The sequence below is a fragment of the Thermaerobacter composti genome, from assembly GCF_033582035.1.
GTDB lineage: Bacteria > Bacillota > Sulfobacillia > Thermaerobacterales > Thermaerobacteraceae > Thermaerobacter > Thermaerobacter composti.
Map to the genome: position 1 here is coordinate 309,760 of NZ_CP132508.1, position 23,690 is coordinate 333,449.

Annotated in this window: 18 protein-coding genes; all 18 read left to right on the forward strand. The window is 73.4% G+C overall.

Annotation, left to right across the window (positions count from 1 at the left end; all coding sequences use genetic code 11):
• Window positions 1-2 precede the first annotated feature (2 nt).
• The 18 genes from Q5761_RS01290 (at window position 3) to Q5761_RS01375 (ending at window position 23,540) form a co-directional block, all read left to right on the forward strand.
• Window positions 3-974, forward strand: coding sequence for an ABC transporter permease (locus Q5761_RS01290; RefSeq protein ID WP_318750881.1), 972 nt, complete (start codon window positions 3-5; stop codon window positions 972-974).
• A gap of 14 nt (window positions 975-988) precedes the next feature.
• Complete coding sequence (locus Q5761_RS01295) at window positions 989-1,999, forward strand: ABC transporter ATP-binding protein (protein ID WP_318750882.1); 1,011 nt, start codon at window positions 989-991, stop codon at window positions 1,997-1,999.
• Window positions 2,000-2,002: 3 nt separating this feature from the next.
• Window positions 2,003-3,049 (forward strand): ABC transporter ATP-binding protein, encoded by a 1,047-nt coding sequence (locus tag Q5761_RS01300; protein WP_318750883.1) that lies wholly within the window; start codon window positions 2,003-2,005, stop codon window positions 3,047-3,049.
• A gap of 709 nt (window positions 3,050-3,758) precedes the next feature.
• Window positions 3,759-5,474, forward strand: coding sequence for a peptide-binding protein (locus tag Q5761_RS01305; RefSeq protein ID WP_318750884.1), 1,716 nt, complete (start codon window positions 3,759-3,761; stop codon window positions 5,472-5,474).
• Between the two features lie 217 nt (window positions 5,475-5,691).
• Complete coding sequence (locus Q5761_RS01310) at window positions 5,692-6,663, forward strand: ABC transporter permease (RefSeq protein WP_318750885.1); 972 nt, start codon at window positions 5,692-5,694, stop codon at window positions 6,661-6,663.
• Window positions 6,660-7,715, forward strand: a complete 1,056-nt coding sequence (gene opp4C / locus Q5761_RS01315; protein WP_318750886.1) for an oligopeptide ABC transporter permease — start codon at window positions 6,660-6,662, stop codon at window positions 7,713-7,715. The genes Q5761_RS01310 and opp4C overlap by 4 nt, the downstream gene beginning before the upstream one ends.
• Complete coding sequence (locus tag Q5761_RS01320; protein ID WP_413084543.1) at window positions 7,712-8,851, forward strand: ABC transporter ATP-binding protein; 1,140 nt, start codon at window positions 7,712-7,714, stop codon at window positions 8,849-8,851. Before opp4C ends, Q5761_RS01320 begins: the two co-directional genes overlap by 4 nt.
• Window positions 8,851-9,915 (forward strand): dipeptide ABC transporter ATP-binding protein, encoded by a 1,065-nt coding sequence (locus Q5761_RS01325; RefSeq protein WP_318750887.1) that lies wholly within the window; start codon window positions 8,851-8,853, stop codon window positions 9,913-9,915. The genes Q5761_RS01320 and Q5761_RS01325 overlap by 1 nt, the downstream gene beginning before the upstream one ends.
• A 66-nt stretch (window positions 9,916-9,981) precedes the next feature.
• Complete coding sequence (locus tag Q5761_RS01330; protein WP_318750888.1) at window positions 9,982-11,337, forward strand: M20/M25/M40 family metallo-hydrolase; 1,356 nt, start codon at window positions 9,982-9,984, stop codon at window positions 11,335-11,337.
• 150 nt (window positions 11,338-11,487) lie between these two features.
• Window positions 11,488-12,486 carry a bile acid:sodium symporter family protein gene (locus Q5761_RS01335; protein WP_318750889.1) on the forward strand — a complete coding sequence of 333 codons (999 nt, stop codon included), beginning with the start codon at window positions 11,488-11,490 and terminating at the stop codon, window positions 12,484-12,486.
• A gap of 134 nt (window positions 12,487-12,620) precedes the next feature.
• Window positions 12,621-13,799: a M24 family metallopeptidase gene (locus Q5761_RS01340; protein WP_318750890.1), complete on the forward strand. Its 1,179-nt coding sequence runs from the start codon at window positions 12,621-12,623 to the stop codon at window positions 13,797-13,799.
• A gap of 276 nt (window positions 13,800-14,075) precedes the next feature.
• Window positions 14,076-14,369 carry an Asp-tRNA(Asn)/Glu-tRNA(Gln) amidotransferase subunit GatC gene (gene gatC / locus Q5761_RS01345; RefSeq protein ID WP_135224816.1) on the forward strand — a complete coding sequence of 98 codons (294 nt, stop codon included), beginning with the start codon at window positions 14,076-14,078 and terminating at the stop codon, window positions 14,367-14,369.
• Window positions 14,369-15,835: an Asp-tRNA(Asn)/Glu-tRNA(Gln) amidotransferase subunit GatA gene (gatA, locus tag Q5761_RS01350; RefSeq protein WP_318750891.1), complete on the forward strand. Its 1,467-nt coding sequence runs from the start codon at window positions 14,369-14,371 to the stop codon at window positions 15,833-15,835. The genes gatC and gatA overlap by 1 nt, the downstream gene beginning before the upstream one ends.
• Window positions 15,832-17,472, forward strand: coding sequence for an Asp-tRNA(Asn)/Glu-tRNA(Gln) amidotransferase subunit GatB (gene gatB / locus Q5761_RS01355; RefSeq protein WP_318750892.1), 1,641 nt, complete (start codon window positions 15,832-15,834; stop codon window positions 17,470-17,472). Before gatA ends, gatB begins: the two co-directional genes overlap by 4 nt.
• A 359-nt stretch (window positions 17,473-17,831) precedes the next feature.
• Window positions 17,832-21,212, forward strand: a complete 3,381-nt coding sequence (locus tag Q5761_RS01360; RefSeq protein WP_318750893.1) for an efflux RND transporter permease subunit — start codon at window positions 17,832-17,834, stop codon at window positions 21,210-21,212.
• 163 nt (window positions 21,213-21,375) lie between these two features.
• Window positions 21,376-22,161 carry a heptaprenylglyceryl phosphate synthase gene (locus Q5761_RS01365; protein ID WP_318750894.1) on the forward strand — a complete coding sequence of 262 codons (786 nt, stop codon included), beginning with the start codon at window positions 21,376-21,378 and terminating at the stop codon, window positions 22,159-22,161.
• Window positions 22,115-22,987: a D-amino-acid transaminase gene (dat, locus tag Q5761_RS01370; RefSeq protein WP_318750895.1), complete on the forward strand. Its 873-nt coding sequence runs from the start codon at window positions 22,115-22,117 to the stop codon at window positions 22,985-22,987. Before Q5761_RS01365 ends, dat begins: the two co-directional genes overlap by 47 nt.
• Before the next feature lie 37 nt (window positions 22,988-23,024).
• On the forward strand, window positions 23,025-23,540 hold the full coding sequence (locus tag Q5761_RS01375; protein WP_318750896.1) for a metallophosphoesterase: 516 nt from the start codon (window positions 23,025-23,027) through the stop codon (window positions 23,538-23,540).
• The last annotated feature ends 150 nt before the right edge of the window (window positions 23,541-23,690 follow it).

A 23,690-nucleotide genomic window follows, 5' to 3' on the forward strand; every position in this document is an offset into this window, starting at 1 on the left:
CCATGGCGGTGAACCGCGCGGCGCCCTCGGCGCCGGCCGGACCTCCCGAGCTGACGCCGGATCTCTTCCAGCCGGCGCCCGTGGCCGCGGGCGAGGCCGAGGCCATCGTCCGGCCGAGCCTGACCTTCTGGCAGGACGCATGGATCCGCTTTCGCGCCAATCGCCTGGCCATGGTCGGCTTGGTGCTGCTGATCTTCATGGCCCTGGGGTCCCTGCTGGGACCGGTGGTCTCCTACCACGTGCAGGGGCACACCTTCGACTACCAGGACTACGCCAACATCAACAAGCCGCCCTCGGCCCAGTTCTGGTTCGGCACCGACCAGATCGGCCGCGACCTGTTCACCCGCGTCTGGATGGGCGGGCGCATCTCGCTGTTCATCGGCATCGTCGCGGCGCTCCTGGAGCTGGTCATCGGCGTGCTCTACGGCGGGATCGCCGGCTACCTGGGCGGCCGCGTCGACGAGATCATGATGCGCATCGTCGACGTCCTGTACGGGATCCCCTACCTGCTGCTGGTGATCCTGCTGCTTGTGGTGATGAACCCGGGCCTGCCCACCATCATCCTGGCCATGGGCCTGACCGGTTGGGTGGGCATGGCGCGCCTGGTGCGCGGCCAGATCCTGCAGCTCCGGGAGATGGAGTTCGTCCTGGCGGCGCGGGTGCTGGGCGTGCCGACCATGTCCCTGATCCTGCGGCACCTGGTGCCCAACGTCATGGGCCCGATCCTGGTCAGCCTGACCCTGACGGTGCCGGGAGCCATCTTCGGCGAGGCCTTCCTCAGCTTCATCGGCCTGGGGGTGCCGCCGCCGCGCGCCAGCTGGGGCACCTTGATCAACGAGGCGTACACGGTCATGCGCATCTGGCCGTGGCAATTCGCCTTCCCGGCCCTGGCGCTCAGCATCACGATGTTCGCCTTCAACGCCGTGGGCGACGGCCTGCGGGACGCCCTCGACCCGCGTCTCCGGGCCCGGTAGAAAGGACGAAAGCCATGGAGAAGCTGCTGGAGGTTCGCGATCTGCGCGTCCACTTCCGCACCCACGGCGGCGAGGTCCAGGCGGTGCGCGGCGTCTCCTTCGACCTCTACAAGGGCGAGACGCTGTGCATCGTCGGCGAGTCGGGCTGCGGCAAGTCCGTGACGGCCCAGACCATCATGCGGCTGATCCCCGTGCCGCCGGGGCGCATCGTCAGCGGGTCCATCCGCTTCCAGGGGAAGGATCTCGTCCGCCTGCCCGAGCGGGAGATGCAGAGGATCCGGGGGCGGTCCATGGGCATGATCTTCCAGGACCCCATGACCTCCCTCAACCCGACCATGACCATCGGGCGCCAGATCGCGGAGCCGCTGATCAAGCACCAGGGCATGCGACCCGACCAGGCGCGGGCGCGCGCCATCGAGTTGCTGCGGATGGTGGGGATCCCCAACCCCGAGGAGCGCGTGCGCCAGTACCCCCACCAGTTCTCCGGCGGCATGCGCCAGCGGGCGATGATCGCCATCGCCCTGGCCTGCAACCCGGCGCTGCTCATCGCCGACGAGCCCACCACGGCCCTGGACGTCACTATCCAGGCGCAGATCCTCGAGCTCATGCAGGATCTCAAGCGGCGCCTGGGAACGGCGATCATCCTGATCACCCACGACTTGGGCGTGGTGGCGCGCATGGCCGACCGCATCGCGGTGATGTACGCCGGGCAGATCGTCGAGCAGGGGACGGCGGAGGAGATCTTCCACCATCCCAAGCACCCGTACACCGAGGCGCTGCTGCGCTCCATCCCGCGCCTGGACGACCGGCGGGAGCGGCTCCAGGCGATCCCGGGAACGCCGCCGGACCTGTTCTCGCCGCCGGCGGGGTGCGCATTCGCCGCCCGCTGCCCGTACACCATGCGCGTCTGTCACACGTACGACCCGCAGCTGGAGGAGATCCGGCCCGGCCATCTGGCCAAGTGCTGGCTGCACCATCCCTACGCGCCGGTGGTGGGCCTCAATGCCGAGGAAAGGGGGGCGTGAGCCGTGGCCAAGGGCGGAGCCACGACGGCCGAGGCGGTCCGCGACGCCGGCGGCGACCAGGACGCCGCGACCCCGGGCGAGCAGCCGCTTTTGGAGGTGCGCGACCTCAAGCGGTACTTCGAGGTGGGGCGCGGTGCCGTCCTCAAGGCGGTGGACGGCGTCAGCTTCACCCTGCGGCGCGGCGAGGTGCTGGGCCTGGTGGGCGAGTCGGGCTGCGGCAAGTCCACCGTCGGCCGCACCATCGTGCGGCTGTACGAGCCCACCGCAGGCCAGGTGCTGTTCGACGGCCAGGATGTGCACAAGCTGACCGGCAAGGACCTGATGCGCTTCCGCCGTCGCGCCCAGATGATCTTCCAGGACCCCTACGCCTCCCTGAACCCCCGGATGCTGGTGTCGGAGATCATCGGCGAGGCCCTGGACCTGCACGGGATGGTGAAGAGCCGCAAAGAGCGGACGGAGCGCATCCACGAGCTCCTCAACCTGGTGGGCCTGAACCGCGAGCACGCCGGCCGCTTCCCCCACGAGTTCTCCGGCGGCCAACGCCAGCGCATCGGGATCGCCCGCGCCCTGGCGGTCAACCCGGAGTTCATCGTCGCCGACGAGCCGATCTCCGCCCTGGACGTGTCCATCCAGGCCCAGATCGTCAACCTGATGACGGACCTGCAGGAGCAGTTCGGGCTGACGTACATCTTCATCGCCCACGACCTGTCCATGGTGAAGCACATCAGCGACCGGGTGGCGGTGATGTACCTGGGGCAGATCATGGAGCTGGCGCCCAGCGACGAGCTCTACCTGCGGCCCCAGCACCCCTACACCCAGGCGCTGCTCTCGGCCGTGCCCATCCCCGACCCGACCGTCGAGCGGACCCGCGAGCGGATCGTGCTCAAGGGCGACGTGCCGAGCCCGCTGGATCCGCCGCGGGGGTGTCCCTTCAGCACCCGCTGCCCGCTGGCGGAGCAGGTGTGCCGGGAGGTGCGACCGCCGCTGGAGGAGATCGCGCCCGGCCACTGGGCGGCCTGCCACCTGGTCAAGGGGACGAACGCGGCCTGATCCTCGCAGGCCCCGGCCTCTCTCGGCCCGGATGCGATGACCACCCCATGGCTTTGAGCCGAGGGCCCCGCAGCAGCGGGGCCCTTTGGCGTCTGCGGCTCCTCGCCATCGGCCGTGGCCGGCGCGACGCCGGGCGGCTCCCGGCCGCGACCGGTCATGCCGGTGAGGCGTCGTGCATAGCCTGGCGATGGACGAGCCGGTGCAGCGCCATCCCATGGTGCGCTGCGGGGGGCCCGCACCGGCGAGCCGCGGCACCCCGGCCCGCAGGTCTCGACGGCCGCCGCGCGAGGGGACGCGATCCAGCCCAAATCCTTGGAAAAGCATCCAGTTCAATGGAAGGAACTCCGGCGCGGGCGTGGTATAGCTGTCCACAACCGACTGTCACAGATCGGGATTGCCACGGTCCGGTGGCTGCCACCCGCCGGCCTTGGTCGGGGCGACCAGAGCCCACCGGGTCGGCCACGGTGCGGTCGACTGGAACCCACCGGGACGGCCACGGTGCGGGCGGCGGCCAGACCGGGGTCGCCCCATGGGGGGTGAGGATGCCGAGGTGGCGCGTTGGGGGGCGCAGGCCACCGCCGGGCGGGGTGCCGTCCGTTTCGGTCGCCGTCGCGCCCCGCGAGGGCAGCCGGTTCGTCCGTCGCCGGAAGCCGGTCCCGGAGCGTGGGGCACCGGGACGGGAGGTCCGAACGCGAAGGGGGTCGGGAGGGTGCTTGCGAAGGGCCGACGCGGCGGCATCCTCGCTTTGTGTCTGATCGCGGCGCTGGTGTTGGTGGCATGCGGCCGGGGAGGGGGGCCGACGCCCGCCCAGGGTGAGACCGGCCAGGCGCAGGAGCCCACGGAGGAGGCCGCTCCCAGGAAGGGCGGCACGCTGACGGTGGGCACCTTCTCGGACATCATCACCATCAACCCGCTCTTCATCGACGACGTGCCGTCCCAGGAGGTCGCCAACCTGGTCCTGGCCTCGCTCTACGACGTGGACCCACAGGGCAACGTCATCGTGGACGAGACGTCCCTGGCCGCGGAGCTGCCCGAGATCAGCGAGGACGAGCTGACCTACACGGTCAAGCTCAAGGAAGGGCCCAAGTGGACGGACGGCCAGCCCGTCACCGCGGAGGACGTCGCCTGGACCATCGAGATGTACCGCAACCCCGACGTGGGCTCGCCCGCCATCGCAAACTTCGACAAGGTGGAGAAGGTGGAGGTGGTGGACCCGCAGACGGTGCGGGTGACCCTCAAGCAGGTCTACGCTCCCTTCCTGTACACCCTGGCCGGGTTGCAGCCGCTGCCGAAGCACGTCTTCGAGGGCGTCGGCCCCGGGGACCTGCAGAAGCACCCCTACGGCACCGACCCGTCCGAGACGGTGACCAACGGGCCGTGGAAGTGGACCGAGTGGACCCAGAAGCAATACGTCACCCTGGAGCGCAACGCGGACTACTGGGGGCCGGAGCCCTACATCGACAAGGTGGTCTTCAAGATCTACGCCGACCAGAACACCCTGGCCCAGGCCATGTTGAACGGCGAGATCGACGTCCTGCCGGGCGTGGACGTCAAGACGCTGCCGGCCCTGCAAGGCAAGGAGCGCATCCAGATCCTCGAGTCGCCGGGGCCGGTCTACGACTACCTGGGCTTCAACTTCAACCCGGACAACTTCCCCGACGGCTTCGTGCCCTGGGCGAGTCAGAAGACGCGGCAGGCCATCGCCTACGCCATCAACCGCCAGGGCATGGTGGACAGCATCCTCCAGGGACACGGCCAGCTGCTGAACGGGCCCTTCCTGCCGGGGTCGTGGGCCGACGCGGGCACGGCCGTCAACTACCCGTACGACCCGGAGAAGGCCAAGCAGCTCCTGGCGGAGGACGGCTGGACGCCGGGTCCCGACGGCATCCTGCAGAAGGACGGGCACCGGTTCGAGTTCACCCTGCAGACCAATGCCGGCAACGAGCGGCGCGAGCAGGTGGCCGCGGTCATCCAGCAGAACCTCAAGGACGTGGGCATCCAGGTCAACATCGAGACCCTGGACTTCTCCAGCTGGGTCGACAACCACATCATCCCCGGCAAGTACCAGGCGATCCTGATCGGCTGGCGGTTGACCCTCGACCCCGACGCCGAGTCGATCTTCAGCTCCAGGTACTTCCCGCCCAACGGGCAGAACTCCGGCTGGTACAAGAACGAGGAGATCGACCGGCTCTGGGTGGAGGGCTACTCCACCACCGACCAGGAGGAGCGCAAGCAGGTCTACGCGGAGATCGCCCGCCTGATCTCGGAGGATCTCCCGTACGTGTTCCTCTATACGCAGAACGTGATTGCCGCGTACAGCGACCGGGTCCAGTGGCAGGAGGCCGACAAGCCCGTCCTGACCCTGCCCGACGGCTGGCAGTACAACATGGAGAAGTGGTGGTTGGCGGACGCTGGCGGCCAGTGAGGCCGCGGGCGTGAGGGACGAGGGACGGGACCGGGGCCGTGGCCGGGGCGCCGGCGAACCGCGGCGGCCTCGAGCCGGCGTCGCCGCCCGCCGCCGCGGCGGGGGCGAGCGGGTGCCGGGGCGGGCTAGCGCCCGGGCACGGCGCAGGCTGGGGGGCGGCATCGACGCCCCCCGCCGGTCCCGTCCGGCATTCGGTCGACGAGGGGGCGTCGCACCCTTGCTGGAGTACCTGGTGCGCCGGGTCCTGCAATCGCTCTTGGTGCTATGGCTGGTCTCGGTGGTGACCTTCGCCCTCATCCACCTGGCGCCGGGGGGTCCCATCCAGTACTTCCTGCAGCCGGGGATGTCGCCGGCGGCCATCCAGCAGCAGATCCACAACCTGGGGCTCGACCGCCCCATCCCCGTGCAGTACCTGGACTGGCTCGGCGACCTGCTGCGGGGGGACCTCGGCCACACCTACAAGGGGTACAGGCCGGTGGGCGAGATCATCTGGCCCACCTTCAAGAACACCCTGATCCTGATGGGTACGGCGTGGCTGCTCACCTTGCTCATCGCCATCCCCTGGGGGGTCTACAACAGCGCCCGGCCGTACGGCTTCTCGGACACCGTGGCCTCCCTCATCGGCTACGCGGGCTTCGCCATGCCGTCCTTCTGGCTCGGCATCATCCTCCAGGAGACCTTCGCCTTGAAGCTCCAGTGGTTCCCGCTCTCCAACATGTACACCTACGGCCGGGAGGGCGACCTCCTGGACCTCTTGCACCACATGGTGCTGCCGGTGACCACCCTGGTGATCATCAACCTGGCGGCCTACCTGAAGTACGCCCGCGCCAGCATGCTGGAGGTCCTGGGCCAGGACTACATCCGCACCGCCCGCGCCAAGGGGGTGCCCGAGCGCCGGGTGATCTTCCGCCACGCCCTGCGGAACGCCCTGATCCCCATCGTCACCATCCTGGGCCTGGACCTGCCCTTCATCGTCTCCGGGGCCGCCCTGACCGAGGCGGTGTTCAACTGGCCGGGCATGGGGCAGCTCTTCGTCCAGATGGCCTTCGCCCGCGAGTACCAGGTGCTGATGGCCATCACCCTGATCGTCACCGTGGTGGTGGTGCTGGGCAACCTGCTGGCCGACATCCTCTACGCCGTCATCGACCCGCGGGTGCGGCTGACGGGCAAGGGGGTGCAGGCGGCATGAGTCAGCCCTTCCCCTGGCCCGATCCCGGCCGGCCCGGCTGGACCGGGGCGGACGAACCGGCCCCGGATGCCGCAGACGCCGGCGCGCCGGACGTGCTCTGGCGGGTGGCCGTGCGCCGGTTCTTCCGCAACCCGTGGGCGGTGGCGGGCCTCGTCGTGCTCCTCTTCTTCATCGGGGTGGCCATCGCGGCGCCGTGGATCGCGCCCTATCCGCCGGAGCAGATCGACCTCCTCAACGTGGACGCGCCGCCCAGCCGCGAGCACTGGCTGGGGACCGACGGCATCGGCCGGGACATCCTCTCCCGCCTGATCCACGGCAGCCGCGTGTCGCTGCTGGTGGGCTTCAGCGTGGCGGCGGGCACGGTGCTCCTGGGATCGCTGATCGGCGCCCTGGCCGGCTACCTCGGCGGCTGGGTGGACACCGTGCTGATGCGGCTGATCGACGTGATGCTGTCCTTCCCGGCGCTGTTCCTCAACATCCTGGTGCTGGCCATGTTCGGCACCCACTTCACGTACCTGATCCTCATCCTGGTGCTGACCAGCTGGATGGGCGTGGCCCGCCTGGTGCGGGGCCAGTTCCTCCAACTGCGGGAGATGCAGTACGTGGAGGCGGCGCGGGCCATCGGCACCCCGGCCTGGGAGATCATCGTCCACCACCTGCTGCGGAACGCCACGGCCCCGCTGATCGTCAACGCCACCTTGATGATCGGCGGCGCCATCCTGGCCGAATCGGCCCTGTCCTTCTTGGGGCTGGGGGTCCAGCCGCCCCATACCAGCTGGGGGCAGATGCTGAACAACGCCCAGCAGTACATGCTGACGAACCCGATGCTGGCCGTCTACCCGGGCGCCTGCATCTTCCTCACGGTGCTGGCCGTGAACTTCGTGGGCGACGGCATCCGCGACGCCCTGGACCCGCGGCAGAAGGAGCGGGTACGGCGCGGGCCGGGGCTGCGCGGGCGCGTGGCCGTCGCCTTCGGCCGGGTGCCCGCAGCGCAGGCGGGCGGGCTGCCGGTCCAGGGTACACGGGGCCGGGCGGGAGGTGACGGTCGGTGAGCCGTGCCCAGCAGGTCCCGCCGCGGCCGGGAGCGGGCACGGCGACCGCCGCGGCCGCTGCCACGCCCCACCGTCGCGAACGGCGTCCGCTGCTGGAGGTCCAGAACCTGACCGCCGGGTTCCTCACCGCCCAGGGGCCCCTGGTGGCCGTCGACGATGTCAGCTTCCACGTCGACGTCGGCGAGACCGTCTGTCTGGTGGGCGAGTCGGGCAGCGGCAAGAGCGTGACCTCCCTGGCCATCATGCGCCTCCTCGAGTACGACAACGGCGCCATCTTCGGCGGCCGCATCCTCCTGGATGGCACTGACCTGGTGGGCCTCAGCCAGGCGGCCATGCGCCGCATCCGCGGCCGCCATGTGGCCATGGTCTTCCAGGAGCCCATGACCGCCCTCAACCCGGTCTTCCCCGTCGGGGACCAGATCGCCGAGGCGGTGATGCTCCACGAGGGCAAGGGCCGGGCCGAGGCCTGGGCCCGAGCGGTGGAGATGCTGCGGCTGGTGGGCATCCCCGAACCCGAGGTGCGGGCGCGCCAGTACCCCCACCAGTTCTCCGGCGGCATGCGCCAGCGGGCGATGATCGCCATGGCCCTGGCCTGCCGGCCGCGGCTGCTGATCGCCGACGAGCCCACCACCGCCCTGGACGTCACCATCCAGGCCCAGATCCTCGAGCTCCTGCGGCGGCTCAAGGCCGAAATGGGGATGGCCATCCTGCTGATCACCCACGACATGGGCGTGGCGGCGGAGATGGCCGACCGCATCGTCGTCCTCTATGCCGGCCGCGTGGTGGAGGAGGGGCCGGTGGAGCGGATCTTCGAGCGACCTGCCCATCCGTACACCGCGGGCTTGCTGGCCTCGGTCCCGGACCTGGAGGGGCCCCGCCCCCGGCGTCTGCGGGCCATCCCCGGCGCCGTGCCCAGCATCGACCGCATGCCGCCGGGCTGCCGGTTCCACCCCCGCTGCCCCCTTGCGGAGGAACGCTGCCGGCGTGAGGCGCCGCCCCTGCGGCCGTGGGAGGAAGGCCGGGTGGCCTGCTGGCTGGTCGAGCAGGTGGCGGGCCAGGGGATGGGGCGCGAGGCGGGCGGACCGGCCGGCTCCGCCGCCGAGGCGCAGGACGGCACGGGGGAGGTGACGGCCTGATGGCGGTCCAGGAACCGGCAGCGCCGCCCGCCCGGCGCGGCGCCGCGGTCCCCGGCGCCCCCGCGGCGGACGGTCCGGCCCGGCAAGGCGACGGCACGACCCCGCTGGTCCGGGTGGAGGGGCTGAAGAAGTACTTCCCCATCACCCGCGGCCTGTTCGCCCGCACCGTCGCTCACGTGCGGGCGGTCGACGGGGTGTCCCTGGAGATCGACCCCGGCGAGACCTTCGGCCTGGTGGGCGAATCGGGCTGCGGCAAGTCGACCCTGGCCCGGCTGATCCTGCGGCTGATCCCGCCCACCGCCGGGCGGATCTGGTTCGACGGCCAGGACCTGCTGGCGCTGCCGCCGGCGGCCATGCGCAGGATGCGCCGCCAGATGCAGATCATCTTCCAGGACCCCTTCGGCTCCCTGAACCCGCGCTTCACCGTGGCCGACATCATCGGCGAGCCCCTGCGGGTGCACGGGATGCGCCGGCGGGAGGAGCGGGAGCGGCGGGTGGTGGAGCTGATGGAGCTGGTCGGCCTCAACCCCGCCTGGCGGCACCGCTTCCCGCACCAGTTCTCCGGCGGCCAGCGTCAGCGCATCGGCATCGCCCGGGCGATCGCCCTCAACCCCCGGTTCGTCGTCGCCGACGAGGCCGTCTCCTCGCTGGACGTCTCGGTCCAGGCCCAGATCCTGAACCTGCTGGCCGACCTGCAGGAGCGACTGGGACTGACCTATCTGTTCATCGCCCACGGCCTCAACGTGGTGCGCCACGTATCCACCCGCGTCGGCGTGATGTACCTCGGCCAGCTGGTGGAGGTGGCTCCGGTGGACGAGCTCTTCGGCCACCCGGCCCATCCCTACACGGCGGCCCTGCTCTCGGCGGTGCCCGTCCCGCATCCGCGCCGGCGCCGGGAGCGCATCGTCCTGCAGGGTGACGTGCCCTCGCCCGCGAATCCGCCGGCGGGGTGCCGGTTCCACCCCCGCTGTCCCTTCGCCCAGCCGCGGTGCCGGGAGGAGCCGCCGGTGCTGCGGCCGGTGGCGCCGGGGCACGCGGTGGCCTGCCACTTCCCGCTGGAATAGGCCGGCCGGTCGCGTGGCGGTGCCGCTTCCCCCCACACCGATCGATCGCCGAGAGGAGGGACCGCCGTGCAACGTGCCCTGGAATACGCCCGCACCCACCGGGAGGCGGCCCTGGAGGATCTGCGGACCCTGTTGCGCCAGCCGTCGGTGGCGGCCCAGAACCTGGGCATGGAGGCCTGCGCGGAGCAGGTGGCGGTGATGCTCGAGGCCCTGGGGGCGAAGGTGGAGGTGGTGCCCCTGGAGGGCGGCTTCCCCGTGGTCTATGGCGAGATCGACGCGGGGGCGCCCCGCACCCTGCTGTTCTACAACCACTACGACGTGCAGCCGCCGGAGCCGCTGGAGGAATGGGAGGTCGACCCCTTCGCGGCCGCCATCCGCGACGGGCGGCTGATCGCCCGCGGCGTGGCGGACAACAAGGGCAACCTGATGACGCGCATCAAGGCGGTGGAGGCGTGGCTCCAGGGCGAGGGGCGCCTGCCGGTCAACGTCAAGTTCGTCGTCGAGGGGGAGGAGGAGATCGGCAGCGTCCACCTGGACCAGTTCATGCAGCGCTACCGCGATCGCCTGGCCGCCGACGGGGTCGTGTGGGAGTCAGGTGGCAAGGACGCCCGCGGACGGCCGGTGATCTCCGCGGGGTGCAAGGGGATCCTGTACGTCGAGCTGGTGGCCCGGGCGGCCAACCAGGACCTCCACTCCAGCCTGGCGGCCATCGTGCCCAACCCGGCCTGGCGGCTGGTCCAGGCCCTGGCCACCCTCAAGGACGTGGACACCGACCGGGTGCGCATCGACGGCTTCTACGACGACGTGCGCGGCCCCACCCCGGCCGAGCGGCGGCTCCTGGAGCGGTACCCGCTGGAAGAGGAGGAGATGCTACGCAGCTGGGGGCTGCGGCAGTTCATCGGCGGGCTGCGGGGGCCGGCGCTGCAGGAGAAGCTGCTCTACGCCCCCACCTGCACCATCTGCGGCCTGGTGTCCGGCTACACCGGTCCCGGCACGAAGACGGTGCTGCCCCGGGAGGCGCGGGCCAAGATCGACTTCCGGCTGGTGCCGGATCAGCGGGCCGACGACATCCTCGCCAAGCTGCGGGCCCACCTGGCGCGGCACGGCTTCGACGACCTGGAGATCGTCGTCCTGGGGCCGGAGGACCCGGCCCAGACCGATCCGGATCACCCCCTGGTGGGGGTCATCCGCGACACGGCCCAGGAGGTGTACGGCGTCGAACCCGTGGTGCGCCCCCGCACGGCGGGGACGGGACCGATGTTCCTGTTCCACCGCATCGGGCTCACCGCCACCGTGGACGGGGTGGGCATCGGCCACCACGGCTCGCTGGTCCATGCGCCCAACGAGAACGTCTACGTGGACGACTACTACCGTGGCATCGAGCACGTGATCCGCATCCTCGACCGGTTCGCCCGGACGTAGGCCCGCGGCACGGCGTGCCGTGGTGCGGCGAGCGCTGCGGGCCACGGCGCGAGATGGGGTGCGGTCGCAAGGCCCCCTCGGGGCGCACCCCTTGTCGTGGGCTCCGCAGAGGCTCGCGAGGCGCGATGGGCAGGAGGTGCCGGACCGCCAATGGAATCCGTGGCCCGATGGAGCCGCTTCGTCGGCGACACCTTCGCCGTGTGGGTGCTGCTCTTCGCCTTCCTCGGCTATGCCTTCCCGGGCGCCTTCCGGGAGCTCTCGGCGTACATCGTGCCGCTGCTGGGCGTGGTCATGTTCGGCATGGGCCTGACCCTGTCGGCGGCGGACTTCCGGGCGGTGCTCCGCCGTCCGCGGGAGGTCGCCATCGGCGTGGTGGCCCAGTACCTGATCATGCCGCTGGTCGGCTACGCCCTGGCGCGGCTGCTGGACCTGCCGCCGGAGATCGCCGTCGGCGTCATCCTGGTGGGCTCCTGTCCGGGGGGCACGGCCTCCAACGTCATGACCTACCTGGCGCGGGGCGACGTGGCCCTGTCCGTGGCCATGACCACGGCCAGCACGCTGCTGGCGCCCTTCCTCACGCCGCTGTGGATGCTCCTCCTGGCCAGCCGCTGGATCCCCGTCAACGCCGCGTCGCTGTTCTGGTCCATCGTCAACGTGGTCATCTTGCCGGTGGTGGCCGGCCTGATCGTGAAGGGGCTCTTCCGCCGGCCGGCCGAGGCGGCGGTCAAGGCCCTCCCGCTGGTCTCGGTGGCCGCCATCGTCACCATCGTGGCGGCGGTGGTGGCCGCCAACCGCGACCCGCTGGCGACCAGCGGGCTGTCCATCATCCTGGTCGTGATCCTGCACAACCTCTTCGGCCTGGCGCTCGGCTACCTGGCGGCGCGGTCGGTGGGCTTGACCCTGTCCAAGCGCAAGGCGCTGGCCATCGAGGTGGGCATGCAGAACTCCGGCCTCGGGGCCGCCCTGGCGGCCACCCACTTCACGCCGCTGGTGGCCGTGCCCAGCGCCATCTTCAGCGTCTGGCACAACCTGTCGGGGGCTCTCCTGGCGTACGTCTTCCGCCGCATGGAGGAAGCCCCGGGCGACGCGCCAGCCACCGGGCCGGCCGCGGCCCGCGCCGATGCGCCGTCGGTGCCCCCGCGCGGCTGAGGGGCGCGCCCCATCGGACGAATCGGGGACTGCGGGTGTGGGCCCCGGACCGGCCCAGCGGCGGCGACCGGCGGGCGGCCGACGGCCTCAACCCGGCCGCCGCGCCGGCGTCCCGGATCGGGGGAGGCGGGACGATGTGGCGGATCAGCGACCCGGAGCTCCAGCGCCGCCGTCGGCGCGTGCTGGAGGAGGCGAGCCGGCGGGGCGCCGCCGCCTTCGTCGCGTACAGCCCGACGTCGATCTTCTACCTGACCAACTTCCACTTCATCCCCACGGAGCGCCCCATCGCCCTGGTGCTCGAGGAGAGCGGCCGCTGCGGGCTGCTGGTCCCGCGCCTGGAACGCGAGCACGCCCAGATGGCGGCGCGCGTCGACGAGGTCCGCGACTACCCGGAGTACCCGGGGGACGTCCACCCCATGGAGCACCTGGCGCGGTGGCTGCGGGACCGCGGCCTGGCCCGGGCCCACCTCCTGGCCGAGGCCGCGGGCTACGCCTCGGCGTGGGGATACCAGGGCCCGCCCCTGGCCGAGCTCTTGCCGGACGCTCGGATCACCGTGGACACCCGTCTGATCGAGCGGCACCGGATGGTGAAGTCGGCCGAGGAGATCGCCCTGATCCGGGAGAGCTGCCGCTGGGCGGGGCGCGCCCACCGGCTGCTCCAGGAATACGCGGCCGCTGGCGCCAGCGAGGTGGCGATCAGCCACCGCGCCTCCCACGAGGCCACCATGGCGATGCTCCAGGCATGCGGGGAGGCCAGGCCGGTGGTCCCGCCCTCGGCCCACGCCGGCTTCCGCGGGCAGGTGGGGCCGAACAGCGCTCTGCCCCACGCCGTCACCATCAACGCCGTGCTCCGGCCGGGCGACGTGCTGGTGACGGGGGCCACCGCCCACGTGGGCGGGTACTGCAGCGAGCTGGAGCGCACCATGTTCGTCGGCGAGCCGAGCCCCGAGCAGGCCCGGTTCTTCCGGCACATGGTGGCGCTGCAGGAGGTCGCCTTCGCCGCCATCAAGCCGGGCGTCCCCTGCGCCGCCGTGGACCGGGAGGTGCGCCGGTACTACGACGAACACGGCCTCTGGCCCTACTGGCGCCACCACGTGGGCCACAACATCGGGCTGCTGGGCCACGAGGCGCCCTTCCTGGACGTGGGCGACGAGACCGTGATCGAGCCCGGCATGCTGTTCACGGTGGAGCCCGGCCTCTACGTGCCGGGCATGGGCGGCTTCCGCCACTCGGACACGGTGCTAGTCACGGACCAGGGCATCGAGATCCTGACCGACTACCCGCGGGACCTGGAGAGCCTGATCTGCGGCTAGGCCTCGGTCGGCCGCTCGGCCGCCCGCTCGCCCCCGCCCACCCCGAACCCCGTCGCCCCTCGCCACCTGCGCCCCTGTCCGCGGTGGGCCGGCTTCGTCGGGGCGGGAGGCCGCGACCACGTCGCGACCGTCGCCCCGGCGGGAGCCGACTCGCCCCGGCGCGGGCCGCGCCGGTCCTGGGCGGTCGGCTGCCCGCCCGTTCATTGAGGGGGATGCCGGTTCGTCCGGGGTGGGGGAGCCTTTGGTGTATAATGGCCGCACGAGAGGAGGACGAGCATGGCCGAGATCACGCGGGAGGAGGTGCGGCGGATCGCCGCCCTGGCCCGGCTGGGCCTCGATCCCGCCGAGGAGGAGCGCCTGGCCGCCCAGATGGAGCGGATCGTCGAGGCCATGGCCCGCCTGCGCCGGGTCGACGTCGGCGACGCGGCGCCGCTAACCCACGTCCTGGCGAGCCTCGCCAACGTGACCCGACCCGATGAGCCGCGGCCGGGCACGGACCGCGAGGCCCTGCTGGCCGCCGCCCCCGACCGCAGCGGGCCGTTCCTGCGCGTTCCCCGGGTGATCGAGTGATGGACGAACTCTGCTACGAACCGGTCCACCGCCTGGCCCAGCGCCTGGCGGCCGGCGAGGTCAGCGCCCGCGAGCTGACGCAGGCCTTCCTCGACCGCATCCAGGCGCTGGACGGCACCGTGGGCGCCTATCTGACGGTGACCGCGGAGCTGGCGCTCCGCCAGGCCCGCGAGGAAGACGAGAGGCGCCGTCGGGGCGAGCCCGTGGGACCGCTGTCGGGCATCCCGGTCGCCGTCAAGGACAACCTCTGCATCCAGGGCGTGCCGACCACCGCCGCCTCGCGGTTGCTGGCCGGCTACCGCCCGCCCTACACCGCCACCGCCGTCCAGCGGCTGCGCCGCGCTGGCGCGGTGATCCTCGGCAAGACCAACATGGACGAATTCGCCATGGGCTCGTCCACCGAGAACTCCGCCTTCCGCACCACCCGCAACCCGTGGGACCTCGGACGGGTCCCGGGTGGCTCCAGCGGCGGGTCGGCGGCGGCCGTGGCGGCGGGGGAGGCGGCGGCCGCGCTGGGCTCGGACACCGGCGGCTCCATCCGCCAGCCGGCGGCCTTCTGCGGCGTGGTGGGTCTGAAGCCCACCTACGGCCGGGTCTCGCGCTACGGGCTGATCGCCTTCGCCTCGTCCCTGGACCAGATCGGCCCGCTGACCCGGGACGTCACCGACGCGGCCCTGGTGCTGGAGGCCATCGCGGGCCCGGACCCCGCCGACGCCACCTCCGCGCCGGTGCCGGTGCCCTCGTGGCGGGAGGCGCTGACGGGCGAGGTGAAGGGGCTGCGCATCGGGCTGCCCCGGGAGTTCTTCGGCGACGCCGTGGAGGCGGCGGTGGCGGGGGCCGTGCGCGCGGCGGTGGAGCGGCTGGTCGCCGACGGCGCCACGGCCGAGGAGACCTCCCTGCCCTCGGCCGAGCACGCCCTGCCGGCCTACTATCTCATCGCGACCGCGGAGGCGTCGTCCAACCTGGCGCGGTACGACGGGGTGCGCTACGGCAACCGCGCCGACGCCGACACCGTGGAGGGGATGTACCTCGAGACCCGCAAGCAGTTCGGCGCGGAGGTCAAGCGGCGCATCCTGCTGGGCACCTTCGCCCTGCGGGAGGGCTACGCCGACGCCTACTACCGCAAGGCGCTCCAGGTGCGCCGCCTGATCAAGGACGACTTCGACCGCCTGTTCGCAACCTTCGACGTGCTGATCACCCCCACGTCGCCTGTGGTCGCCTTCCCGCTGGGCGCCCGGACCGAGGACCCCCTGGCCATGTACGCCGCCGACATCTGCACACTGCCCGTCAACCTGGCGGGCCTGCCGGCGGTGTCGGTCCCCTGCGGCTTCGTCGACGGGCTGCCCGTGGGCCTGCAGGTGATCGGGCGGCCCTTCGCGGAGGACACCGTGCTGCGGGTGGCCTACGCCATCGAGCAGCGGCTGCGGCTGGACCTGCGGCCGCCTGTGGGGAGGGTTGCCGCATGACGGGGACGGCGGGAGCCCATCGCCCCCGCGACGCCGCGGCGATGCCGTCCCGGGCTGCCACACCAAAGGCCCCGGCGACCGCGGACGCGGTTCGCGATACTGCCGCAGGGCAGGCCGTCGCGACCCCGGCCTCCGCCGGCCCGCGGCCTGCGGCCGGTTCGTCCGCGGAAACGTGGCAGGAGCGGGACGGCCTGCGCTACCGGGTGATCGTGGGCTTGGAGGTCCACGTGGAGCTGCGGACGCGCACCAAGATCTTCTGCAACTGTCCGAACCAGTTCGGAGCCGAGCCCAACACCCACGTCTGCCCGGTGTGCATGGGCCTGCCCGGCACCCTGCCGGTGCTCAACCAGCAGGCCCTGGAGTACGCGGCCCTGGCGGCCCTGGCCCTGAACTGCCGCATCGCCCGGGAGACCAAGTTCGACCGGAAGAACTACACCTATCCCGATCTCCCGAAGGGCTACCAGATCTCCCAGTACGACCAGCCCCTGGCCGGCGGCGGCTGGGTGGAGATCGACACGCCGGCGGGCCCCAAGCGCATCCGCATCCGGCGCCTGCATCTGGAGGAGGACGCCGGCAAGTCCCTCCACGACCAGGACGCCACGGGCACGCTGCTGGACTTCAACCGCGCGGGGGTGCCGCTGATCGAGATCGTCACCGAGCCCGATCTGGCCTCGCCCGAGGAGGCGCGCCTGTTCCTCCAGGAGCTGCGGACCGCGATCCTGTACACGGGCGTCTCCGACGTGCGCATGGAAGAGGGCTCTCTGCGCTGCGACGCCAACGTCAACGTGGTGGTGGCGGGCGCCGGCCCCGACGGGGGCGAGCTGCGGACGCCCATCACCGAGATCAAGAACCTCAACTCCTTCCGCTCGGTGGTCCGGGCCCTGGAGTACGAGGTGGCGCGCCACCTGGAGGCGGTGCGCCGGGGCGAGCAGCTCCAGCGGGAGACCCGCCACTGGGACGAGGGACGGGGCGTCACCCGGCCCTCCCGGGGCAAGGAGGAGGCCCACGACTACCGCTACTTCCCCGAGCCCGACCTGCCGCGGCTGGTGCTGGACGAGGCGTGGGTGGAGGGGCTGCGGGCGCGGCTGCCGGAGCTGCCCCGCCAGCGGCGGGCCCGCTACGTGGACGAACTCGGCCTGCCGGCCTACGACGCGGGCGTCCTCACGGCGGACCCGGCCCTGGCCCGGTTCTTCGAGGGGGTGGTGGCGGCCGGGGTGGCGCCCAAGGCGGCCAGCAACTGGATCATGAGCGAGCTCCTGGCCCACCTCAACGCCACCGGCCGCTCGGTCCAGGACCTGCCCTTCGGTCCCGAGCAGCTGGCGTCGCTGCTCAAGCTCGTGGACAAGGGCACCATCAGCGGCAAGATCGCCAAGCAGGTCTTCGCCGAGATGCTGGAGACGGGCGGCGACCCCGAGGCCATCGTCCGCGAGCGGGGGCTCGTGCAGATCACCGACGAGGTCCAACTGGTGCAGTGGGTCGAGCGGGCCATCACGGAGAACCCCGAGGCGGTGGCGAACTACAAGGGCGGCAAGACCAACGCCCTGGGCTTCCTGGTCGGCCAGGTGATGCGGTACAGCCAGGGCAAGGCCAACCCGCAGCGGGTGAACCAACTCCTGCGCCAGCGGCTGGACGGGTAGCCATCAGGACCACAGCGGCGGCCGCGCTGTAGGAGGGTGAACCAGCTGCTGCGCGAGCGGCTGGACGGGTAGGCGCCCCCCGGGGCCGCGGGCGAAGGGCCCTGTCCCTCCTGCGTGCCCCTGGCGGCTCACGGCCCGGGCGGTACCTCGAGCGGGGCCGCGATGGCCGCCTCGGCATGCGGGGGGGGCGCGGTCGGGACCCGGTCGGTGCGTATGCCGATCGAGCGCCCGGGGCGCGGTCGGTCAGGGCCCGGGGGGCGGACGCGGAGCGGGCGCCCGCGGATAGGACGGCCAGCGGTGGGCCATCCTGGAGAGCGGCGGCGCGGCGGCGCCGCCGGTCCTTTTCGGGAGGGTCCCCGGTGGCCGTCTGGCGTTGGGCCATCGCCCGGCCCGTGGCGACGGTGATGGCCATGGGCGTCCTGGTGTGGGCCGGCCTCTTCGCCCTGCGCACCCTGCCCGTCGGCCTGCTTCCCGCCCTGGACCCGCCGGTGCTGACGGTGGTCACCTCCCTCCCCGGCGCCTCGCCCGAGGCCATCGACCAGCTGCTGGGCGAGCCCTTGAGCCAGACCTTGCGCACCGTCAGCGGAGTGCAGGAGGTCATCGCCCGCTCCGGCGACGAGATGGCCACGGTGGTCCTCCGCTTCCGCTGGGGCACCGATCTCGAGACGGCGCGGGAGCAGGTGGTCCAGCGCCTGGACGCGGTCCCCCTGCCCGCCGGCGCCGGCCGGCCGCAGATCCTGCGCTTCGACCCCACGCAGCTGCCGATGATGGAGATCGGGCTGGCGGGTCCCGGCGACGCGGCCCAGCGCGCCCGCCAGGTGCGGGAGGTGCTGGTGCCGCGGCTGGAGGCGGTGCCCGGCGTGGCCGCCGTCAGCCTGCGGGGGACGCCCGCGGAGCGGGTCGAGGTGGTGCTGGACGCGGCGGCCCTGCGCCGGCACGGTTTGGCGCCGGGCCAGGTCCAGGCGGCCGTGGCTGCGGCGGCGGCCTCCGTGCCGGCGGGTGCCGTCGCCGGGGGCGACGGCACCCGCCGGTGGCCGGTGGAGGTGGAGGGCGGGTTCCACCGGCTGGACGACCTGCAGCGCGTCGTGGTTGGGCTCTCCTCGCCGGCGACGGTGCTGGCGCCGGCCCCGATGGCGGGCGTCCCCCGGCCCGTCCTCGCCGGCGCCGTCCCGGTCCGCCTCGCCGACGTGGCCACGGTGCACGTGCGCCGGGACCCGCCGGCGGAGGTGGAGCGGCTCAACGGCCGCGACGGCCTGGGACTCGTGGTTTACCAGGAGCCGGGGGCCAACACAGTCTCCGTCAGCCGGGCGGTGCGGGCGGCCCTGGACGCCGGCCTGGCGTCGATGCCCGGCTGGGAGGCCACGATCACCTACGACGCCGGCCGGATGGTGGAACAGGCGGTGCGCGGCGTCGGCCAGTCGCTGCTGGTGGGCAGCCTGCTGGCGGTCGCCGTCCTCTGGCTCTTCCTCCGCCGCGGCCGCGCCGTGGCGGTCATCGCCCTGGCCATCCCCATCAGCGCCTGTACGACCCTGGCGGCGATGCACCTCCTGGGCATGACGCTCAACGTCATGAGCCTCGGCGGCCTGGCCCTGAGCGCCGGCGTGCTGATCGACCAGGCCATCGTGGTGCTGGAGAGCATCGCCCGCCGCCACCAGGAGGGGCTGCCCGCCCGGCAGGCCGCCGACCGCGGGACCGCCGACGTGGCCGCCGCCGTGGCCGCCTCGACGGTGACGAACCTGATCGTCTTCCTGCCGGTGCTGTTCCTTGGCGGACTGGCCGGCCAGCTCTTCCGCGACCTCGCCCTGGCCAACGGCCTGGCCCAGGCGGCATCGCTGCTGGTGGCCGTGACCGTCGTCCCCGCCCTGGCCGCCTGGTGCCTGGACGAACCGGCCCCCGCGGCGCGGCGCCGGACGCCGTCGCCCGTCGTGGCGGCCGGCACCGGTCCGTGCGGCCCGTCCGATCCCGGCCCGCTGCCGCTGCCCCGCCCGGTGGAGGCCTGCCTGGCCCGGCCGGCCGCCACGCTGGCGGTCGCGCTGGTGGTGGTGCTGGCCTCGCTCCCCGTCGCGGCGCGGCTGGGGACCGAGTTCCTGCCCGCCGTGGACGAGGGGGCGGTGGACGTGACCGTGACCCTGCCGGAGGGCAGCGCCCTGGCGCTCACCGCCGCGGCCCTCCAGCGGGTGGAGCGCGTGGTGCTGGGGCTTCCCGGCGTGGAGACGGTCATCGCCCGCGCCGGCGGCGACCCGTGGGCTGGCGAGGAGGGATCGACCCACCAGGGGCTGGTGCGGGTGCAGCTGGCCGACGACGCCGGTTCGTCCGCCCAGGTCGCGGAGCGGATCCGGCGGGTCCTCGCCAAGGAGGCGAAGGCCGCCCTGGACCGCGTCGGGGCGCAGGTCCACGTGCAGCCGCGCAACCTCTGGGCCGACGTGGGGGCCGGTGCGCCCGTGGTCGAGCTGGTCCTGCGGGCGCCGGACCCGGTCACCCTGGCCGAGGCGGCCGCGCGGGCCCGGCGGGCCCTGGCCGCGGTGCCCGGCCTGGTGGACGTGGCGGTGGACCTCGACCGCACCGCACCGCGGCTGGCGGTCCGGGTGGACGCGGCGGCCGCGGCTCGCTTCGGCCTAGCGCCGGCCCAGGTCGGCCAACAGCTGCGGCTGGCCCTGGCGGGCGAGACCGTAGCCCGGGCGCGGGTGGAAGGCCGATGGTTGCCCGTGGTCCTGCGCACCGACCCCGGCACGGAGGCCGCCGGGGCACCGGCCGGGACCGGCGAGGGGAGGACCGCAGCCGGCGAGGTGGCGACCGGGGCGGGCCTCGCGGGTCCCGGTGCGGGCGGGGACGCACCCCGCGGAGCGGCAGCCGGCATCCCCCCGGCCCCTGCGGCCGGGGCGGCGCCGCCCAGCGGCGGCCCGCTGCCTGCGCCGTCCGGGATCGGGGATCGAGCCCGGCCGGCGGCGGGCGGCGTGCTGGCCCGGATGCCCCTGGCCGGCGGCAGCGGCTGGACGCGCCTGGACCAGCTGGCGGCCCTGCGGCCCGACGCGACGCCGGCCGCGCTGGTCCGCCGGGACGGCTGGCTGGCCGCGACCCTCACCGCGCGGCCGGCGGGCACGGACCTGGGCTCCGCGGTGGAGCGGGCGCGGCGCCAGGTGGCGGCCGTGCTGCCGCCCGGCGCGGCGGTCGAACCGGCCGGCACCGCCGTGCTCATGCAGGAGGGCTTCGCCACGCTGGGGCCCGCCGCCGCGGGCGCGCTGCTGCTGATCTACATGGCCATGGCGGCCCAGTTCGAATCCCTGGTGCACCCGCTGCTGATGATGGTCACCTTGCCCCTCGCGCTGGTGGGCGCGGTGGCCGGGCTGGCCGCGGTGGGCCACGCCATCGGCCTGACCGCGGTGATGGGCGGCATCGTCCTCGCCGGGATCGCGGTCAACAACGGGATCGTCCTGGTGGACGCCGCCCGGCGCCACCGGGCGGCGGGGATGGACGCGGCGGCGGCGATCCGCCTCGCGTGGTGCCGCCGCCTGCGGCCCGTGCTGATGACGGCGCTCACCACCCTGCTGGGGTCGCTGCCCATGGTGGTGGCCCCCGGGCGGGGCGGCGAGCTGGAGGTGCCGCTGGCGGCGGTCCTGGTCGGGGGGCTCTTCACCTCGACGGCCTTGACCCTGGTGGTGCTGCCGTGCGCCTGGCTCTTGGCGGAGGGGCGCTGGCCGGCGCCGGGACGACGGAGCCCGGGGCCGGCGCGGCCATGGTGACGGGAACGACGTCTCCCTCCGTGGTGGCAGGGTCTTGCGATACCGGTGCCGAACCCTGGGCGGGCGGCGACGCCGGGCGCGAGATCGCCGGGAGGGCCCCGGTGGCCGGGCACGCTGTGCCGGTCCCGCCGGTCGCGCCCGGCGTCCGGAGGAGGTTCGCGCCATGGACGGGGGCGACTGGCGCCGCTGGCGCCATGCGGTCAAGCTGGACCCCGCCCGTCCCATCGCCCCCGAGGTGGTGGGCCGGCTGGCCGCCACCGGCACCGACGCCCTGATCCTGGGCGGCAGCGACGGCATCCGCCGCGACGCGGTGGTGCAGCTGATGGCGGTGGCCCGGGCCAGCGGGCTGCCGGTGGCCGTGGAGGTCTCGAGCACCGAGGCGGTGGTGCCCGGGGCGGACTGGTACCTGATCCCCATGGTCCTCAACACCGGCGATCCGCGCTGGCTGGTGGGGGCGCACCGCGAGGCCCTCGAGCGGCTGGACCGCATCGCCCCCGGGATCCCGGTGCCCTGGGACCGGGTGGTGACGGAGGCGTACGTCGTCTGCAACCCGGACGCCACGGTGGCGCGCCTGACGGCCGCCCGTCCGCCCGCCGGGCCGGACGAGGTGGCGGCCTGGGCGACGGTGGCCGAGCGGCTCCTGCGAGCCGACATCGTGTACATTGAGTACAGCGGCCGGTACGGGGAGCCGGCGTGGGTCCGGGCGGCCGCCGGCGTCCTCAGGCGGGCCCGGCTCTTCTACGGCGGGGGACTCGCCTCCGCCGAGCAGGCGGCGGCCATGGCCGCCTGGGCCCATACCGTGGTGGTGGGCAACGCCCTGTACCGGCCCGACGGGTTGGAATGCGTCCGGGCCACCGTCGCCGGCGTGCGCCGGACCGGGTCCGGAGAGGGAGGGGAACCCCTTGCCGCCGGAGGTCGTCTTCCTGAACGGAGGCTTCGTCCCGTATGACCAGGCCGTGGTGCCGGTGGAAGACCGCGGCTTCCTCTTCGCCGACGCGATCTACGAGGTGATCCGCTGCTACGGCGGCCGGTTCTTCCGCCTGGACGACCACCTGGAGCGCCTCGAGCAGAGCGCGGCCGCCCTGGAGATCCCCCTGCCCTACGACCGCGCCCGCTGGACCCAGGTGCTGGAGGAGCTGATCCGGCGCAACGGGGTGCGGGACGGGTCGGTGTACGTCCAGGTCAGCCGCGGGGTGGCGCCCCGCGCCCATGCCTGGCCGGACGGCCTCCAGCCGACCGTGGTGGCCATCGCCCGGCCCGGCGGCACGCCGCCCGCCGAGGCGGTGCGCCGCGGCGTCAAGGCGATCACCGTACCCGACAACCGGTGGGGCCTGTGTTGGGTCAAGACCACGGGCCTGCTGCCCAACGTGCTGGCGAAGCAGCGGGCGGCCCGGGCGGGGGCCTACGAGGCCCTGTTCGTCCGCGACGGCCTGCTCACCGAGGGCACGTCGAGCAACGTGTTCGTGGTGCGGGAGGGCGTCCTCTACACCCATCCGCTGGCCAACATCCTGCCCGGGGTCACCCGCATGGTGGTGCTGGAGGTGGCCCGGGAGGCGGGGATCCCCGTCAGGGAGCAGGCGATCCCCGTGCAGTGGCTGGAGCGGGCGTCGGAGGTCATCCTCTCGGGCACGAACTCCGAGGTGCTGGCGGTGGTGGAGGTGGACGGCCGGCCGGTGGGCGACGGCCGCCCGGGGCCGGTCTTCGCCCGGTTGCGGGAAGGCTACCTCGCCCGGGTGGCGGCGGAGACGGGCGCGGCCGTGGACGTCGGCGCCTGATGCGCGGTCCGCGGGGCGAGGGGGGGAGGCCGGCGCCGTGCCGACGAGGGTCCTGGTGCTCTCCGATACCCACCTTCCCGGACGGGCCCGGTCGCTGCCGCCGTCCGTGCTCGAAGCGGCCGCCCAGGCGGACCTCATCGTCCACGCCGGCGACCTGGTGAGCCTTGACGTCTATGACGAACTGGCCCTGCTGGCGCCGGTGATCGCCGTCCACGGCAACGTGGATGACCCGGAGGCGTGCCGCCGGTTGCCGGCCCGGGCGGTCTTCGAGCGCGACGGGGTGCGGGTCGGGGTGACCCACGGGCACCTGGGCCGGGCGCCCACGACCCCGGGGCGCGCGCTGGAGGCCTTCGCCGCGGACGAACCGCGGCCGGCGGTGGTGATCTTCGGGCACAGCCACCAGCCGCTGATCGAGCGGCGGGAGGGCGTGCTGCTGCTGAACCCGGGTTCGCCGACGGATCCGCGGCGGGCCCCGGCGCCGAGCTACGCGTGGCTGGAGCTGGATGGCGGCGAGGCCCGGGCGCGGCTGGTCGAGCTGCCGCGGCGGCGCTAGGCGTGGGCTCGCGCCGGCGCGGCCGCATCGGGTCGGTCGGGGCGGGATCGGCGACGGCGGCGCGCGGCCCGCGCGTCTTGGGCCCGGTCCGCCCCCGCCGGCCGGGGGCGGACCGGGCCGCCCCGGGAGGGCGCCCGCCCCACGGCCGCC

Excerpts from the sequence above, each read along its gene's own strand:
- Q5761_RS01290 (WP_318750881.1), top strand. The coding sequence starts at position 3 with ATGGCGGTGAACCGCGCGGCGCCCTCGGCGCCGGCCGGACCTCCCGAG.
- Q5761_RS01295 (WP_318750882.1), top strand. The coding sequence starts at position 989 with ATGGAGAAGCTGCTGGAGGTTCGCGATCTGCGCGTCCACTTCCGCACC.
- opp4C (WP_318750886.1), top strand. The coding sequence starts at position 6,660 with ATGAGTCAGCCCTTCCCCTGGCCCGATCCCGGCCGGCCCGGCTGGACC.
- Q5761_RS01325 (WP_318750887.1), top strand. The coding sequence starts at position 8,851 with ATGGCGGTCCAGGAACCGGCAGCGCCGCCCGCCCGGCGCGGCGCCGCG.
- Q5761_RS01335 (WP_318750889.1), top strand. The coding sequence starts at position 11,488 with ATGGAATCCGTGGCCCGATGGAGCCGCTTCGTCGGCGACACCTTCGCC.
- Q5761_RS01340 (WP_318750890.1), top strand. The coding sequence starts at position 12,621 with ATGTGGCGGATCAGCGACCCGGAGCTCCAGCGCCGCCGTCGGCGCGTG.
- gatC (WP_135224816.1), top strand. The coding sequence starts at position 14,076 with ATGGCCGAGATCACGCGGGAGGAGGTGCGGCGGATCGCCGCCCTGGCC.
- gatA (WP_318750891.1), top strand. The coding sequence starts at position 14,369 with ATGGACGAACTCTGCTACGAACCGGTCCACCGCCTGGCCCAGCGCCTG.
- gatB (WP_318750892.1), top strand. The coding sequence starts at position 15,832 with ATGACGGGGACGGCGGGAGCCCATCGCCCCCGCGACGCCGCGGCGATG.
- Q5761_RS01365 (WP_318750894.1), top strand. The coding sequence starts at position 21,376 with ATGGACGGGGGCGACTGGCGCCGCTGGCGCCATGCGGTCAAGCTGGAC.